At 33.3% G+C, this 16,014-nt stretch carries 15 protein-coding genes; 3 read left to right on the top strand and 12 right to left on the bottom strand.

The features are described from left to right. Window positions 1–3 precede the first annotated feature (3 nt). From ACW9W4_RS09855 to ACW9W4_RS09865, 3 genes are all read right to left on the bottom strand, one after another. Complete coding sequence (locus ACW9W4_RS09855; RefSeq protein ID WP_457762280.1) at window positions 4–5,139, bottom strand: hypothetical protein; 5,136 nt, start codon at window positions 5,137–5,139, stop codon at window positions 4–6. A gap of 77 nt (window positions 5,140–5,216) precedes the next feature. Then, window positions 5,217–5,372 (bottom strand): hypothetical protein, encoded by a 156-nt coding sequence (locus ACW9W4_RS09860; RefSeq protein WP_457762281.1) that lies wholly within the window; start codon window positions 5,370–5,372, stop codon window positions 5,217–5,219. Window positions 5,373–5,483: 111 nt separating this feature from the next. Next, entirely contained in the window at window positions 5,484–6,212 is a 729-nt protein-coding gene (locus ACW9W4_RS09865) for a plastocyanin (protein WP_457762282.1), read from the bottom strand. Window positions 6,213–6,559: 347 nt separating this feature from the next. Between ACW9W4_RS09865 and ACW9W4_RS09870 the strand changes: the two genes are divergently transcribed. The 3 genes from ACW9W4_RS09870 (at window position 6,560) to ACW9W4_RS09880 (ending at window position 7,370) form a co-directional block, all read left to right on the top strand. Then, window positions 6,560–6,751 carry a hypothetical protein gene (locus ACW9W4_RS09870; protein ID WP_457762283.1) on the top strand — a complete coding sequence of 64 codons (192 nt, stop codon included), beginning with the start codon at window positions 6,560–6,562 and terminating at the stop codon, window positions 6,749–6,751. Window positions 6,752–6,764: 13 nt separating this feature from the next. Further along, complete coding sequence (locus ACW9W4_RS09875) at window positions 6,765–6,923, top strand: hypothetical protein (protein WP_457762284.1); 159 nt, start codon at window positions 6,765–6,767, stop codon at window positions 6,921–6,923. 174 nt (window positions 6,924–7,097) lie between these two features. After that, window positions 7,098–7,370, top strand: coding sequence for a hypothetical protein (locus ACW9W4_RS09880; RefSeq protein ID WP_457762285.1), 273 nt, complete (start codon window positions 7,098–7,100; stop codon window positions 7,368–7,370). 30 nt (window positions 7,371–7,400) lie between these two features. On the opposite strand, the gene ACW9W4_RS09885 is transcribed toward ACW9W4_RS09880, so the two are convergent. From ACW9W4_RS09885 to corA, 9 genes are all read right to left on the bottom strand, one after another. Beyond that, window positions 7,401–7,751 carry a hypothetical protein gene (locus tag ACW9W4_RS09885; protein WP_457762286.1) on the bottom strand — a complete coding sequence of 117 codons (351 nt, stop codon included), beginning with the start codon at window positions 7,749–7,751 and terminating at the stop codon, window positions 7,401–7,403. Between the two features lie 82 nt (window positions 7,752–7,833). After that, entirely contained in the window at window positions 7,834–8,295 is a 462-nt protein-coding gene (locus ACW9W4_RS09890; RefSeq protein WP_457762287.1) for a universal stress protein, read from the bottom strand. A gap of 309 nt (window positions 8,296–8,604) precedes the next feature. Further along, window positions 8,605–9,534 carry a cation diffusion facilitator family transporter gene (locus ACW9W4_RS09895; RefSeq protein WP_457762288.1) on the bottom strand — a complete coding sequence of 310 codons (930 nt, stop codon included), beginning with the start codon at window positions 9,532–9,534 and terminating at the stop codon, window positions 8,605–8,607. 2 nt (window positions 9,535–9,536) lie between these two features. Beyond that, window positions 9,537–10,466 carry a hypothetical protein gene (locus ACW9W4_RS09900; RefSeq protein WP_457762289.1) on the bottom strand — a complete coding sequence of 310 codons (930 nt, stop codon included), beginning with the start codon at window positions 10,464–10,466 and terminating at the stop codon, window positions 9,537–9,539. Window positions 10,467–10,581: 115 nt separating this feature from the next. After that, entirely contained in the window at window positions 10,582–10,950 is a 369-nt protein-coding gene (locus tag ACW9W4_RS09905) for a hypothetical protein (RefSeq protein WP_457762290.1), read from the bottom strand. A gap of 129 nt (window positions 10,951–11,079) precedes the next feature. After that, window positions 11,080–11,853 carry an N-formylglutamate amidohydrolase gene (locus ACW9W4_RS09910; RefSeq protein ID WP_457762291.1) on the bottom strand — a complete coding sequence of 258 codons (774 nt, stop codon included), beginning with the start codon at window positions 11,851–11,853 and terminating at the stop codon, window positions 11,080–11,082. Further along, on the bottom strand, window positions 11,850–13,481 hold the full coding sequence (ggt, locus tag ACW9W4_RS09915) for a gamma-glutamyltransferase (protein WP_457762292.1): 1,632 nt from the start codon (window positions 13,479–13,481) through the stop codon (window positions 11,850–11,852). Before ggt ends, ACW9W4_RS09910 begins: the two co-directional genes overlap by 4 nt. A gap of 15 nt (window positions 13,482–13,496) precedes the next feature. Next, complete coding sequence (locus tag ACW9W4_RS09920; RefSeq protein WP_457762293.1) at window positions 13,497–14,300, bottom strand: ion transporter; 804 nt, start codon at window positions 14,298–14,300, stop codon at window positions 13,497–13,499. A 62-nt stretch (window positions 14,301–14,362) separates the two neighbouring features. Next, window positions 14,363–16,012 carry a magnesium/cobalt transporter CorA gene (gene corA / locus ACW9W4_RS09925; RefSeq protein ID WP_457762294.1) on the bottom strand — a complete coding sequence of 550 codons (1,650 nt, stop codon included), beginning with the start codon at window positions 16,010–16,012 and terminating at the stop codon, window positions 14,363–14,365. Between the last annotated feature and the right edge of the window lie 2 nt (window positions 16,013–16,014).

The following is a 16,014-nucleotide window of genomic DNA, read 5'->3' on the forward strand; positions in this document are numbered from 1 at the left end:
GTATCATGAAACAATTATTTCTAAATCAATAGTTGGACTAATTGCTGCAGGACTTTTTAGATTATCCCAAACAAAAATTGTTGCAGTGTATTTTCCAGGGGCATCAGGAGTCCAAGATACAGATGGAGACAATATCTGTCCTTTTGAGAGAGTTCCCGTAATCCAAGACAGAGAATTTACAGCCTTTGAAGAATCCTGAATTTGAACTAAATAAGTAAAAGGCTGAGTTCCAACATTATTGTTAACTATACTTGCAGAGACTTGAACTTGAGTATCCACATTAATCAAACTAACAGAATTTCCAAAAGAATCAACAACCCGCGGATTTGCTACAGGTGCACGCTCCAATGGAGGAACTACAGGACCAACAGTAGTACTAGATGTAATTTTAAGTTCATCTGTTCTTGAATATGGTTTTGGCAAAGTATTGTCTTCATATTTTGCAGTAACATAATCACCTTCATTTACGCGTAATTTATGACCAGATGATTGGTCTCGTGATGAAAACGTGACAGAACCTTCAAAGATTCCAGTAGCAGGGCCTGTTTCAGTCACAGTAAGATCAATTCCACCAAGATCTGAATCAGACCACATGTCAATCAAAAATGTGTCTACAGTTTTAGGATTGAGATTCATATCAGGATCTACTACTCGGATAATTCCATTTCCATTGGCAGATGAAGCACCTTGAACCCATTCTATATCTCCAATGTTCCATCTAATCAATGCAGATGCAGTAGATATTTCTCTATCTGTAAATTGAAATGATACAGTAAGTCCATCATCATTTTTAGTTTCCAAGAAACCATTAGTTGGACCACCCCCAGATTTTGGTTCAGTTCTAGGATTTGTATCAAATCCATCGATGTCCCCAGTTCTTGAATTTCCATCAGCGTCATGTTTGAATCCAGTTAGGATTACTTCGCCGGTAAAAATTCCCGTATCACCACCAGTTTCAGCAAGTTTGTATTGTGTGAGTTTGTTTGCTCGAGTTGAAATTTTTATCTCATTTGTAGATTTTGAACCTATCTCATCTACTTTATTTGTATTAAAATTATGATCAGGAGCTACAATAGTGATATAGACTTTGTCAGTCCACGTATAGATTCTCTTATCTAAAGAGATTGAAGATTGAAAGTTGGATGTGAAAAACTTTGTTTCTATTTTTTGATCATTCTTTCCTACAAAATCAGAGCCTGCTGTTCCCCAATCAGTGTATGTTAGTTTGATTGATTCACCTCTATCAAGTAATTTTCCATTTATTTCAGAAGGGATTTTAATTACAGTTTGGAAAACTCCAGTTGAATCACCAGTTTCACGCAATCCAAATGGTTGTGAGTCAAATAATAGCCCATTCTTTGTGACAGCCCCACCCATCTTCCCCATGGTAGTCTTGACATTACCTGAATTCCATTCTAGAATATCAAGGGAGTGTGTCTCTGCTTTTTTAGAATCAAAGTTCAGATCAGGATCAACTAATGTAATTATCGCATCACGTCCAATAACGTAAGATTGTGTATCAGATTGTAGCGAACCTATTCTAAGATCAAATGCGGCCGAATCAGTTACAATTCTTTTAGAGCCAGATGCATCAGTTTGATCAGAGTACTCTACTGTAATTACATCTCCTTGCAAAATACAGTAATTGCCAGTTGAAGGAGATACATCAAATCTAGATAAAACTCCAGATTTAGTTTTATCTAATTTTGTAAATCCAGAATCAGGAGTAATTGGACATTTGAGAGATGAGGGGCCATCAACATATCTAATCGGTAAACTAAATTGGAAAACACCAGAACTAGAAGAAGTCTCCACTATTGGTCCAAGTTCTCTTGTAACGCCACTTTTTGTATCCTTTCCAGATGTAATCACTCCAGCACGCACATCCTCACCACCTGCTGTGGCCAAAAGTAAACTTGAACTTCCTCGTGTTACAATTACTTTGACTGGTCCATTAGTAGTGCCCGGAATATTTTGGGAAATTGTATCTTCTCCATTTGGAGATAAATTATAGTCATTGTCATGGATTCTAACATGCAGTATGGTGTTTTTAGGTCCAATCTCTTCACCTGAATCAATTGCATTAATGTCTCCATTTTTGATAATTGCTGTTAAATGAAATGGAAAAATCGATAAACTGTTTGGTCTAGTTGATGTAGACTTGCCTGAATTAAAAAAGTCAGAAACAGAACCGACTGGAACAGGATAACTGGTTCTATCAAGTTGGACACTTCCACTTGTTGCACCAACAGCAGCACTTGCACTGGTAACTGCAGCTTGACTTGAAAGTCCTCTAAAGTCATAATATCTGGCACCAATATCAACACCAGTTGTCACCTTGATTGTACCTCCACTATTTCTCGAACAGTATTGTGATGGAATTTTAAAATCCCCAGTAAACTCACCCGTCTTTGCTCCAGTTTCAACTAAGGTAAAACCAGTTGAAGCCAATCCATCGCTTCCAGAAATTGGAGAGCAGGATTTTCCATTTTTAGAGACAGATGATTTTAACCAAGTTTCATCATCAAATGTAATTGCAAATAATCGTCCATACGGTTGATTATCATCAGTCAATCCTAAATTAGGAAGACCTACTGCATCTACTGCAGGATCATTTGGATACTTTGAAGGATCAACTACAGTGTAAATTTCAATTAAATCAGAATCGGTATTAAGATCCTTATCAGATAAAGCGACGCCCACAATATCACCAGGCTTGAATGTCTTTACAGAAAGAACAACAAGTCCCATGTGAGTTAGAATATCTTGTTGGTCTGAAATTGTAGTAAAGACCCCGTCAGAACCCAAGTCGTTATAGCTAATTCGTGGAGAATTACTTCCCTTTAATTCATCAATCACTAGGAAAATTGGCTCATCATCAATTGGAATTATTTTTTCATATGTTTTTGAATCAAAAATATTCAATTGATTCAACATAATATATTCAAGGCTTCCTCTAAACTTTCCAGAATTAGTTGATAATTCCTCTACCTCCACACGAACAATTTGATTTGCAATTCTTTCATGTTTTTCTCTTCCATCATTTATCAACCCATAAGAGAAAAAGTCAGCAACAATAGGTCTTGTTTCTGTTCCCATCTTTTGAATTTTTGAATATGAAAACATCAATCCTATTTGTTCATTTCCTGAAAATGAACTTGAGAACAAATTAGAATGTAATAGTTGTGGGTCTGCTACCTGTAAAGTAGAATTCAAATTGATTAAATTTTGTAAAGATGTATCAGACGCAATTTTAATTGCCGTCACATTAGGAGCAAGATTTCCTGATGAATCAAGAAGAGGAGAAGAAGTTGTTCCAACTAGCAAGTAAATATCAAAATTATTGATAGTGTTGTTAAGAGAACGTAAATCAAAATTAAACATGTTTACACCTCGGAAATTTGTTGTAGAATCAAATGGATTATTTATCGAATCATAAAGTTTGTTCAGATTAGTTTTAAGATCAATTACTAGAGCATCCGAATCAGAATTATTCACAGGGTCAATTCTTGCCCTATCACTGAATTTTTCAACCATTACAGAGGATGTTGTGCCTACATTAGTGCCTGAAAGAGTAAATTTACCAGGGGCGGTCAAGGTTAAAACAAATCCATCTAAAAATGATGCAGAAATCCTACTGTTTGATTCAGAGCCACTCTCACCCAAAGTATATGGATTTCCAGTACTTAATGCAGGAATTGATTTGTATGAAGGATTGAAAAGATCAAGGTCTTCTTTTGCTAAATTATTTTTATTTGCATCAGAGTCAATTAGTATTACCGGCATTTCTTCACCTGAATTCCACTCGGTTCCTTTGAGTTGTTCATCAAGGGACAAAGTGGCTTTTCCAAATCCTATGAGAAGAGTCAAGGGTTTTTTGTTATAGTCTATAGAGGCTGATGTTCCTCTTTGAGCATTTTGCGTTGTGATTAAAACAGAATCATTGTTTGGGTCATAGGTGGTAAATATTCCACTGTTAGGAGAAGTTTCAGTAATTGTTACAGGTTGCTTACCAACTGGAATAGAGCCCGCACTTGAGGAGGTTAACGAAATATCTATTTCACTATTACCATTTGTTTGAGAATGGCTATTGTCTTTGATGGTTAGTACATTTGTTTGTCCCTGGACATTTGGATTTATCTTAAGAATTCCATTATCCTTGAACATCATTGGAGTAAGATGCGGTACAAGATTTACAGCACCTGCAGTTCCATCAGAGTTTGCTGTTCCAGACTCTCCATAAAGCATGTAAAAAGTAGAAGGACTTGCAGGAGAAGTTCCAAACGACCAAGAATCAACAGATGTAGGATCAATGTTTAAAGAAAGATCTTTTATTTTGAGATTTACATCAGATGATCTAGGATAGGAGCTTCGGTCTAACTCGTGTGTGATTGACTTTTCTGCAGAATCAAACGTTAGAGTTGTTTTTTGAGCACCCCCACCCTTATTGTATTGGACTATAACGTTACCACCTTTTGAAAAATCATACAGTTGGATAAATGGCCAGAGATCTTTTGATGCAATACCAATCTGTCCAAGATTCACTTTTGTATTTCCAGGATTCATCTCCTTTGCTTGTCTTACAACATTAATCGTTTTTTTAGAATAAGGTAAACTCAAAGAACAATCTTGAGATATAACATTAGGTGGATTTTGGCCATTTTCCCCACCAACTGTAGCCCCACTGATAGGAATTGAAATTCCATCAGTATCTGAAACAGATACTCCTAAAATTGAAGTATTACTTGAACAAAAAGTACCAAAGTCAAGCCCTTTACCAGTTAGGCCAACTGTACTATCAGCTATTTGAGCCTGTTTCCTGTCAGAGAAATAACCATACCAATTTCCATCGGTAGATTGAACCATACGCAAATCTTTTCCATTTACTGTGACATCAGGTTCACCCTTTCCCTCACCAGTATTACTGATGTTTTGATCACGAATTACTACCTGAACAACTTGAGGGCCTGAAATTTTGTTATTGAATACAGAACTATCAGCAGAAACAAAAAGATTAGATGTTTGAGCTTCAACATTAGAAAACCCTCCTAACGACATACTACCAGTAAGAATTAGAAGAGACAAAGCAATTGCAGAGAGAGGTTTAGTAGAAATCATAATTTGTTTAATTAAGCTCATTTATTTTCATAGTATGAAAGTATTGTGAATAAAACATAAGAAGAGAGGACAATTTTCTCCTCATTCCTCCTAATCAATTAAGCATAATCTTCAAACGAATGGTCTAGAAATATCCACGACAACCCTGCAAAATCAGTCCAATCTACAGAAGGATTAGTTGTAAGAGCATTTTTGGCGTCACTTTCAACTAATTTAGCTGGTTGTGTTTGGGGTTGCATGGTAATTTGTTTCATGAATGTAGAAAGTAGAAAGTTGTTATTTAATCACATGAGAGTTGTCAGGAATTAGGAACTGAATAACTAGTTGACTTTATTCAGAAGGAAATCAAATCTAAAAAATACTAATCAATCCACTAAAACTTGTTCCAAAATTGTGATTTGTATATTTGCAACATTGTTTGCATGTATTTGAGTTACATAGTTTCTACACACATTTTGTGGGATATCTTTGTTTGAACCAACTTGAATAGATTCTATTTTAGACTGGACCAAAACTTTGGCTTTGTCAATAGATTTATCCCCTGCACAAATATTGAATTTCACATCAAATTTTCCTTGACCAATATCAGTTGTAGATAGAATATTTACACTAGGTTCAAAAGATAGTTTTGGTTTTCCAATTTTTGATTTAATATCAAACTCTAGGAATTTTTCATGTAGTTTATCAACTCTATCATCTCCCTGATATTTCCAAATTGGATCTTGGTAAAGTTTCACACAAGTATTGATGAAATTTACATGAGCGTATTTTGATACGAATTGTGCACTTCCAATATTTTTGTACGACTGATACAATACAGAACACTGGTTTATTCTAGGTTTTGTAACTATCACATCAGTTGAGGTTATGCTAGGATCAAGTAGGATGTTTTTTTCATCAACATCTAAAAATATGATTTTGTTATTAATCAAAAATTTGATAGAGTCAATGTATTCTTGCTCAGAGACAATACCCTGGCCATACCAAAGGGCGATATTTTTTATCCAATCTGGAAGAATAGTTTCGGCATAGGTAAAAGATACACCTACAAACAACAATAACAAAAATGGAATTAATAATATCGATTTATTCAATATGTTGATTAATCATTGCTTGAATAAAAGCTATTCATTAAAAAAATAACTATTTCTTAAAATAATGTTTATTGGATGACCTTCACTTGTAGAATGTTATCAATCAAAATATCTCCAGATAGATTATTAAATTTCAGGTTTTATAGACAAAAATCCCAACAGAAGAAGAAGGGTTTGATAAATTAATTGTAAAAAAAGACTATGAACAACCCAGAGACACATAGACGGTTTTTGCTATTTAAAGCACGGTGTAGTTAACCTTATTGTGGATGAAGTCATCTTGTTTACTTTGTAATAGATTAAGATAATTTCTTTGCAAGTTATTAATCAAAATAAGATATAAGATCATGAAACAAACTGATAATGATAAAATATTTACAAATGCATACATGGGTCCTTGGTTTGCAATGAGTACTGAAACACATCAAACTTTAACTAATGTAAAAAATTCACTTGTTACAACAATAGCAGTTATCAAAGATTATGTAAGAATCAACAAACCTCAATTTAGAAACAGTATTCTGGATGAATACAAATGACAGGTGTGCATAATTGAAAGTTGAAATCATACAATCTCAAGATAAATCAGAATTAGATAATTTAATCAATGCATGTGTGCAAGACAGAGAAGTTAAAGATATCAAACTATCCACAACCATATTATCAAATGATGTCATTCAATACACTGCAATGATCATGATTAACACGTAAGATAGATGATGATGAAATTGAGATTAACCCATACAATATGACTACAACAAAGAAGAAAAGAAGAAAATTGTTCAGAGATACAGATGAAGAAGACTGATGTAGTAAATATTTGAAATTCAAGAAATATTCATTTTATTTATTATACTGGAAATAACATATTCTTTACAGAACAAAATGACGTTTATTCAAAGCAAATGCCCCTATTGTGAACACGGAAATCCAATAGTTGCCACACGAACATTATGGTTAATCCATCTTGCAAAGCACAAAGAAGAAATCATAGAGCATCTAGTTGCAGTATCTGATGAATGTGAGTTTTGTTCATATCCTGAAATGTCTGCAAGTGACAAACATGCAGCAGCACATTACAGATGGGCCCATCAAAAACATGAATTGCTTGAATGGGCTGTAGACATGCTTGAAGAAAAAACACAGATACCTGAATAACTTTTATTTAAAATATAATTTTGTTTTAAATTATTTTGTATGAGTGTAAATAAGTTTGAATTCCTTGGCCAAAGTATCTGCAATGTTTTGAAGATATGTAACTTCCCTCATACTAGATTTTCCCTTTCCTAGTTGTCTCATTAGAATAAAACAATGAACAATAGGGTCACGTTCAGATTCTTCAGGATCTTGTTTGTCAGTTATTATTGTAAAACAATCTTTAAACTCTAAACAAAAATCCATTACAAGCTCCTTCCAACTTTCAGAAGATTGTGATATCCCCAAAGCAGAAGCCAATTCTTTAAATTCTTGAGTTCTATCACCTTCAAGAATTTTAATTGCTGAAACGGATCTATCCATATCTGGAAAATTATCAAGCATAGTTCTAATATGAAAACTCAGTATAAAAATCTAGAATCAAAATCTACCAACAATAAAAAACCAACATCTAAAATTTACAAACCTATGTTTCAACAAGTAAAATTGAACAGTCTGCCTTTTCTTGTACTTTTTTTGCAGTTCCCCCTATCTTAAAAATAGATATGTAATCAGCAGTAGATTTTTTCTTTTTAGCCATCACTATAAGATCAACATTTTCTTCATTTGCATATTTTATGATTGAATTTGCAGGATTTCCAGTTCTAAAAATCCCATCACATTTCAAGCCATCTGCTCTACATTGTGCAACTCGTTCAGCTAAGAATTTCCTAACATTATCTTTTACATTTGAAAGAAGAGATTCTATTTGATCATGTGTGGAGTTATCATCATCAGGTAATTCCTCAAAGAAAGGGTTAGACCAAGGCATGATTACGTTTAGAATAACAATTTTTGCAGAAGAATTTTTTGCGATGTATTTAGCATGTTTTAGTGCCTGGTCTCCTGCATCAGTACCTCCGTGAGGCACCAGAATTGTGCTATACATGAGCCCTAGTATCCTCCAGTGGAAATAAAGTTTTTCCAATTTTGTATCTAATAGATTCTTTAAACCAATTAAAGAAATACACTGAAATCTCAATTAATTCTATCATGCAACTACAATGGTTATTTGTAAATTAAATAAAATGGAAATTGAGTTGCTTCTGAATAAAATCAACTAGAATTTACCTTAATAATTTGAATATCTATTATGTTGCAGTGAATTCGTGATAAGACAGCCATTATTGTTCTACATCTAATTTTCAAAAATGGGTCTACCTTCATTTGAATTCACTTTATGAAAAAATACTAAAATTTATCTTTGAATTTCAACAAAAATATATTCTTTTTTAGAGTTTGGTATTATAGTCATTATTTTAGTTTCAATTTGATCAGTAATTGTTTCAATCTTATCAGTATCTAATCCGTCAATTAGATTAACTTCAATTCCAACAATGATAACAGTAGGACTAAGATGCATTGTCTTCATAGCCACCACCTTGTGTACTTCAGGTATTGTGTTCACAATACTTAGAATTTGTTCATTGTCTTTAGGAGAAATAGATTCACCTAACAAAAGTCCCCGATTCTCTTTTGCCAAGAAAAATGCAAAGGACATTAAGAGAACCCCAATGATTATGGAGCTTATTGCATCATAAACAGTATTTCCAGTTATATCAGTAAGAAATATTCCAACAGCAGCAACTGAAATACCAATCAATGCTGCTGTATCTTCAACTATTACAGTTAGAAGAGTAGTATCCTTACTATTTTTAAATTCAGAATATAGTGTTGACAATCTAACTTTTTTTCCACGTGCAATGATTGGCGCCTTAAAATGATTTATTGCAATTCTTAATGCATTTCCTTCAAAGGCAAATGCGATTGAAAGTACAATATAGTTAATCATTGGATTTTCAAAATGATGTGCATCTCCAAGTAAAGATGAAAATCCTTGTTGTAATGACAAAATTCCAGAGATACCAAAGATCATAGTAGCTACGATAAATGACCAAAAGAATTGGGATTTACCAAAACCGAATTGATGCAATTCATTTGCAGGCCTTTTACTCAGCCTAATTCCCAAGAGTAGCAATATTTGATTAACAGTATCAGATGCAGAGTGGTATGATTCTGCCCACATTGAAGCACTTCCAGTCATGGCTGCGGCAATGAATTTTGTAATTGCTATTCCAAGATTTCCAAAAAGTGCCGCATAAACTGCTTTAGTCGAACCTGTTGCCAATATTATTTTTGAATTCCATCACTATTTGTATCCACGTCATCTTTTTTCAATTTTTTCTCAACATCGTTATCCTTTTGTTGTATTTTTTTCTCAATCTCATCTGTTTCTTTCTCTATTTTTTTCTCAATCTCAGTAGTCTCTTTTTCTATTTTTTTCTCAAGACTTTCGTGTTTATCTTCAATTTTTTCTACATGAACTTTAATTTTTTCATTGATTTGTTTTTCAATTGATTCTTCTAATTTTTCTTCTGCAACAGGAAGAATTTTTCTTTTTATTAAGAATAAAATACGCAAAATCGCCTCAACTATAATTGCATAAATGACAAAGCCCGCTATTTTTCCTAAAAAGGGAATAAAATTATCGAGTCGTTCAAGCACTTGATCAGCCGTGAAAAAGATGTTGCTTGTAAGGAAAATACCTAACAGGGCAAATGGAATTAGTTTTGCAAAATCTTTTGCGAGATCTTCTTTATAATATGCAGATATTCTTACTGTCACAACTAAAGAAATCACTACAAGAAACACCAATTCTATAGAAAGATCTGGAGCCATAAAAAACAAGAATGTAGAATAGACTACAAACCAAACTAAAACCACCAGCGGGAAAACTACTACATATTTGACAACGTATGCAATTATCGATGTAATTTTTTTGCCATCTGTTTGATATTTGTCTAGTCCAATAGGAATCATTTCACGTCTTGCAATGAATCGATAGAAATTCCAAATGAAAATACCATATACCACCATTCCTATGGAATATAAAATCAAGTCAGAAAAGGAAACTTCTATACCAAAATTACTTGAAATATTTTCTATTTCAAAAAAATATTTTGTAAATTCATCTTCAATTGAAAAATCACCAATTTGTGCAAACGCTAATGGAATTTGCAATACAGCTAAAATCATTAAGACAAAGTAAGGAGAGTTCAAAAGTTCACTACACTTAATCTTAAATCATGTAAATACTTTGTGAGAATAATAAAAAAGAAAAAGCTAAAAATGAGACGGGTTAGATTTTTTAAAAAATATGTCCAGGGTCATCCCATCATGATAATATAGTTTGAATTCTTTGAATAATATCATCAGGTTCGCCCACATTATCCAAAGTTACAATTAGAAGCATATCACTACCAAATGGAAAAATTGCTCTTATCAAATTATCATATACCTGTAAAGTATACTGGGTATTGCCAATTTTTTCTGAAAGTGAAGTTCTAAAATTCCACGATTCAATGGTGTGTTGTAATGCAGTTATATTTTCTCTCTCAGTAAGATGATCAGTGATTCCATCCATAATTCGTTTATGTATTGCATTTCCTTGCAAATCATAAACCATAACATATCGGATGTTTCCTGAAATATTCATGATGCTGTTCAAGAATTTTTCTTGATCTGCAATTTTTAGTTCATTCATAAAACATCATTTGATGATTCCATAATTAAAGAAAGTAATACTTGTGTTAAATCTGAATTAAATCAATTGAGATTCAACAGAGTAAATTCGAACAAATATGTGTGATTTTTTAATAAGATTTCTAATTTGTTACTTAAATTTTTGAAAAAAATAATCAAGTGAATTTTCAAATTGTTTGTTTAGTTTTTGAAGATGATTAACATCTACAGTAAGAGCATCTTCATCAAACCATGGAGATGACAAATATAATGATCTATTCATCTCAACTTGAATCCAAGGAAGAGGTCTATTCCCATATGTTTTCGTAATATGGCCGCCATGAAACGGATCATTTAATGATATGTCAGATCTATCAACAAAATATGATTTAGATATAGAATCAGCTAATAATTCCATCATTTCCTGAGAAGCTGTTTTTCCATCATCATTAGAAATACAAAACAAGGGTCTTTTTGATTGTGTTTTATCTGGAGAGAAATAAGGAGCAACAGATGCCATTGAATGACAATCTAAACATAATTGTAAATCTAATTCATCGATACTTTTTTGAATTGATTTATGATATGGATTATAATACATTTCAATAAGCATTGTTTTTAGTGAATCATCAGGTTCTTTTCCATTTGTATAGATTGGTTTATCATAACATGTCTTACTCTTAATCAATCCATCAGGATTATTTGGAGGCATGTCTTGTATAGAACGATTAAGATCCACAAATGGTCTTGCAATATCAGTTTTAATTACACGTTGAACTTTATCTCCCAAATCATAAAGTTCTATTACAAAAGGATCTGAATCATCAAATAGATCCTTATTTGTAATGGACAGATGGCCTTCAAGTTCAGAAGGTTTTCGCGTTCCTCCATGAGGTATCGATAGTAACACAGGTAGTTTAGTCAATTTATCCCCTCTGCAGTTCCATCGCGTCTTACTTCAGCTACTCCATGAAAGCCTTCCTGAGTCTGAAGTTTCATTGTAGCGTGAATGGCACCATGATAAAATGAATATCTATCTTTTACAGAAATTTCATAGCCCATTTCTTTAAGATAATCAATTATTTCAGTTCGAAATCCGCCATCTTCAATACTTACTGTACCTCCAATTGAACAATGAAATCGCGGTCTTTCAATTGCTTCACTCATTGGAAGATCACCATCAATTATTCGTGAAAGAAATTGAGTAATAGTAGAAAAAATCCTCTGACTACCAGGACTTCCAACCACCATCCATAATTTTGAATTATTAAAAATTAGTGAGGGAGAAACTGAAGTCCAAGGAATTGAATTAGGACGAATATAGTAAGGATGATTTGGATTAGTAAATTCAAATGCAGACATGTAGTTGTTGTATAAAAATCCCAATCCATCGGCTGCTGCTTTGGAACCATATGCCAATTCTACAGATTGTGTGATACCTACAGCGTTTCCTTCATTATCCATAGTTGAAAGATGAGTAGTATCCTCACCTCCAAAATCAGGATCAATCATAGGTAATGTTGCATCCATAGAATTATGAATGGAATCAGCCATTTGTTTTGCAAAACTTCGTTGTAAGTGTAATTTATCCTGAATTTGATCATATGTGTGACGATTAAATGGTCGCTGTATTCTATGCAGAAATGCCTTTCTAAAAGTTTCAGCAACAAAATGATATGAACTTAATTTGGAACTGCGCAAAAACTTTGATGGGAGATGATTTAACATCATCAATGTAAGTAAAAGAGTCCTTCCGGCTGCAGGCGGAGGTAATGTAACAACAGTCAAGTGTCTATATTTTCTACTGATTGGTTTTCTAATTAGAGGTTCAGGAATATATGACAGATCTTCCTCTTGAATTAAACCTCCATTATTCTTCATATCAAGAGCAATTTTTTTTGCAATTTCACCATGATAGAAAATTTGATAGCCATAATTAGAAATTGCTTTAAGCGTTTCAGATAGATCTTCTTGAATGAATCTGTCTCCTACATCATATGGAACAATACCATCTTTTAAAAAATATTTTGCGCCAGATTTTGATTTGATTGAAAGAAAATTTTTTAGTTCTCTTTCTTGTAAATCATGTTGGAGTTGAGTAATTTTGTATCCTTTTTTGGCAATCTGAATTGACGGGGCTACTATTTTTTGCCATTCTAGTTTACCGTATCTCTCATGAAGAAATCCAATCAAAGATAAAGTACTTGGAACAGTAGTTGCTTTGTATCCCAAACGGCGATTTTTTTTCTTTGTGTAAACAGACGAGTTAGCTAAAGACGGGGAACGACTAGACCCATCAAGGGCATATGATTTTCCATTAACATGAATAATACCCATAGATTGACCTCCAATTCCAGAGGCCTGAGGCTCACACACACCTAATGCAAGTGCAGTGGCACATGCTGCATCAATTGCATTGCCTCCTTTTTTAAGCATTTCAACTCCCGCTTTTGTAGCAGCAGGGAATGCAGATGAAACCATTCCTTTTTTTGCCACAGAGCATTTTTTATCAGAAGTTGGTTTAAACGAATTCTCTATTTTTTCAATGTTCATTTTCTAACTCTTTCTCTAATCAAGTGATATATCCTTTCCACAATGAGTGCACGTATTGTTAATGGATGCCTTCTTTTTTCTAAGTTCTTCAGTAAATGCAGATGCCATAATTCCTGTGGGAATTGCATAAACTGCAATTCCGATTACAGCAACACCTGCTGCAATTAATTTTCCAGGTATAGTTATTGGATAAACATCACCATAACCTATCGTTGTTAAAGTAACTATTCCCCACCACATAGATGCAGGAATACTAGAAAAAACTTCAGGTTGTGCTTCATGTTCTGCATGATACATCAAACTAGATGCAAATATCAACACAATAAATAAAATGAAAAATGCAACTGCTAAATCTCCAGCCTTTGATTTGAATACTTGTCCCAAAGTTTGCATTGGATCAGAGTATCTTGCAAGCTTGAAGAGTCTAAACAATCTCAAAAGTCTAATTATTCTAATGAAGCGAGTATCCGCAACTACAAATGGCAAGAAGAATGGAAGTATTGCAGCTAAATCAACTAGCATCATAGGAGTAAATACAAATCTCAGTATACCAAATTTTGAATTTTGATATTTTGGGTTTAGCTTACAAACAATAATTCTTCCAATATACTCTGCAGTGAAAATAATAACAGAGAATACTTCAAAAGGAGTAAAGAGATAACCGTACTCATCTAAAACAGATACTTCTGTTTCAATAATGACTACAATAACATTTACAGTGATTAAAGCAATAATAAAAAATTGAAAAGCCTTGGTGACTCCATCATCAGTTGTACCTTCAAGGATTTCATATGTTCTTTGTAGTGTCCTATTGGTCATAATTTAGCCTCAATTTGTTGAAAGACTTTGGAAAAAAATGAGTTGTTTTATAGAAATTCAGATTAAAACCATCTCTTTTTCTTAAACCAGGCAAGCATTATTCCAGATATGGTCGCCATGGCAAGTAGCATAACAAAATAACTCCCCTCCCATTCCAATTCTGGCACATATGAAAAATTAGTTCCATAGATACCAGCTATGAACGTGATAGGAATGAAAACTGCTGCAACTATGGTCAAAGTCTTCATGACCTCATTCATCCTATTACTTACACTGGATAGATAGGTGTCAAGCATACCGCCAATCACATCTCTCAACCCTTCAATAGAATCAGTTACCTGGATAGTATGGTTATAGACATCACGAAGATATGTCCTAGTATTATCAGATACCAAAACTGTAGAATCTCGCTCTAGTGAATTAATGATTTCTCGTCCGGGCCAGATTGCTTTTCTTAATGCAATCATTCTACGTTTTAGTGTCTGAATGGTTTGCATTGTTTCAGGTGTAGGATTTTGCATCAAGTCTTCTTCTAGATCCTCAGTTAGGTCACCAATTTTTTCTAACACCAAGAAATAACTATCAATGATAGCATCGATAAGAGAATAAGCAAGATAATCTGTTTTTAGTTTTCTAATACTACCAGAATTTTCTCGTAATCTTTTTCTAATCTCATCAAAAAAGTCATCCTGAATTTCTTGAAAAGTTAAAAGATGATTTTCAGCCAATACAATGGATATTTGTTCTAAATCCAATTTTCCTGTTTGAGTGTCATAATGTGGCATTTTCAACATTATCAAAATATGATCATCAAATATTTCAACAGAAGGTCTTAGTTCAGTATTCATAATGTTTGATTGGTGGAGAGAATGGATACCAAAATTATCTCCAAAAGTTTTAATTATATTTGGATCATGGACTCCAATTATATTCACCCAGGAAACATTGGGTTTGTTTTTAGATTCTAAGCATTCTTCAAACGACGCATTAGTAATTTCGTTAATTTTTTCAGAGTCGTATTCAATTAAATTTACAGTAACTTTATCTACTTTTTGTTCTCCAACATGGATTAAAGCCCCAGGGCGATGACCTATGGTATCAGAAAGGGTTGTTTTCTGAGTTTTAGTTTTATTTACAATGCCACCCATAATACCAGCAATGTCTTGCAATCCTAGATCATTTGTAATTTCTTTGACTTTGGAGGTTTTGCTTGCTACTCCAACAATAATGAATCCAGCTATGATTGAAAAAAGTAAACTTACCATTAGAGGTGTGAAATCCCCTATGATTGCAGATTGGTATATTGCATTTACATCAGTCTGTGAACCTGCAGGCACAATCAAACCAATAACAGTGTCAAGTAAGAAAAATAGAAAAGAGATGCACGCACCAATAATTATTGCAGTAACAACAGTAATTTTTGGAGGAATATCAATATTTTTTTCACCTTTGTATGGAGAAAGAAATTTTTTGTATCTAATAATCAGTAAAGCCATTGCAGTGATGATTATTGTCGAGATTATCCACCAACCAACAAGCCAAGGACCTTGTTGAGATTCAATTTGTTCAACTCCAGATATGAGATCTTGAATATTTCCTGTCAGAGGTAATGAAAGTAATGATGTTGCGATTCCAATAACAATTTGATATAAAAATGCAAAAGTAAAGCCATAGACAAGTCTGTTGATAACTATTCCAATTTTATCCCTCAATT

This window comes from Candidatus Nitrosopumilus sp. bin_7KS, from assembly GCF_054095835.1.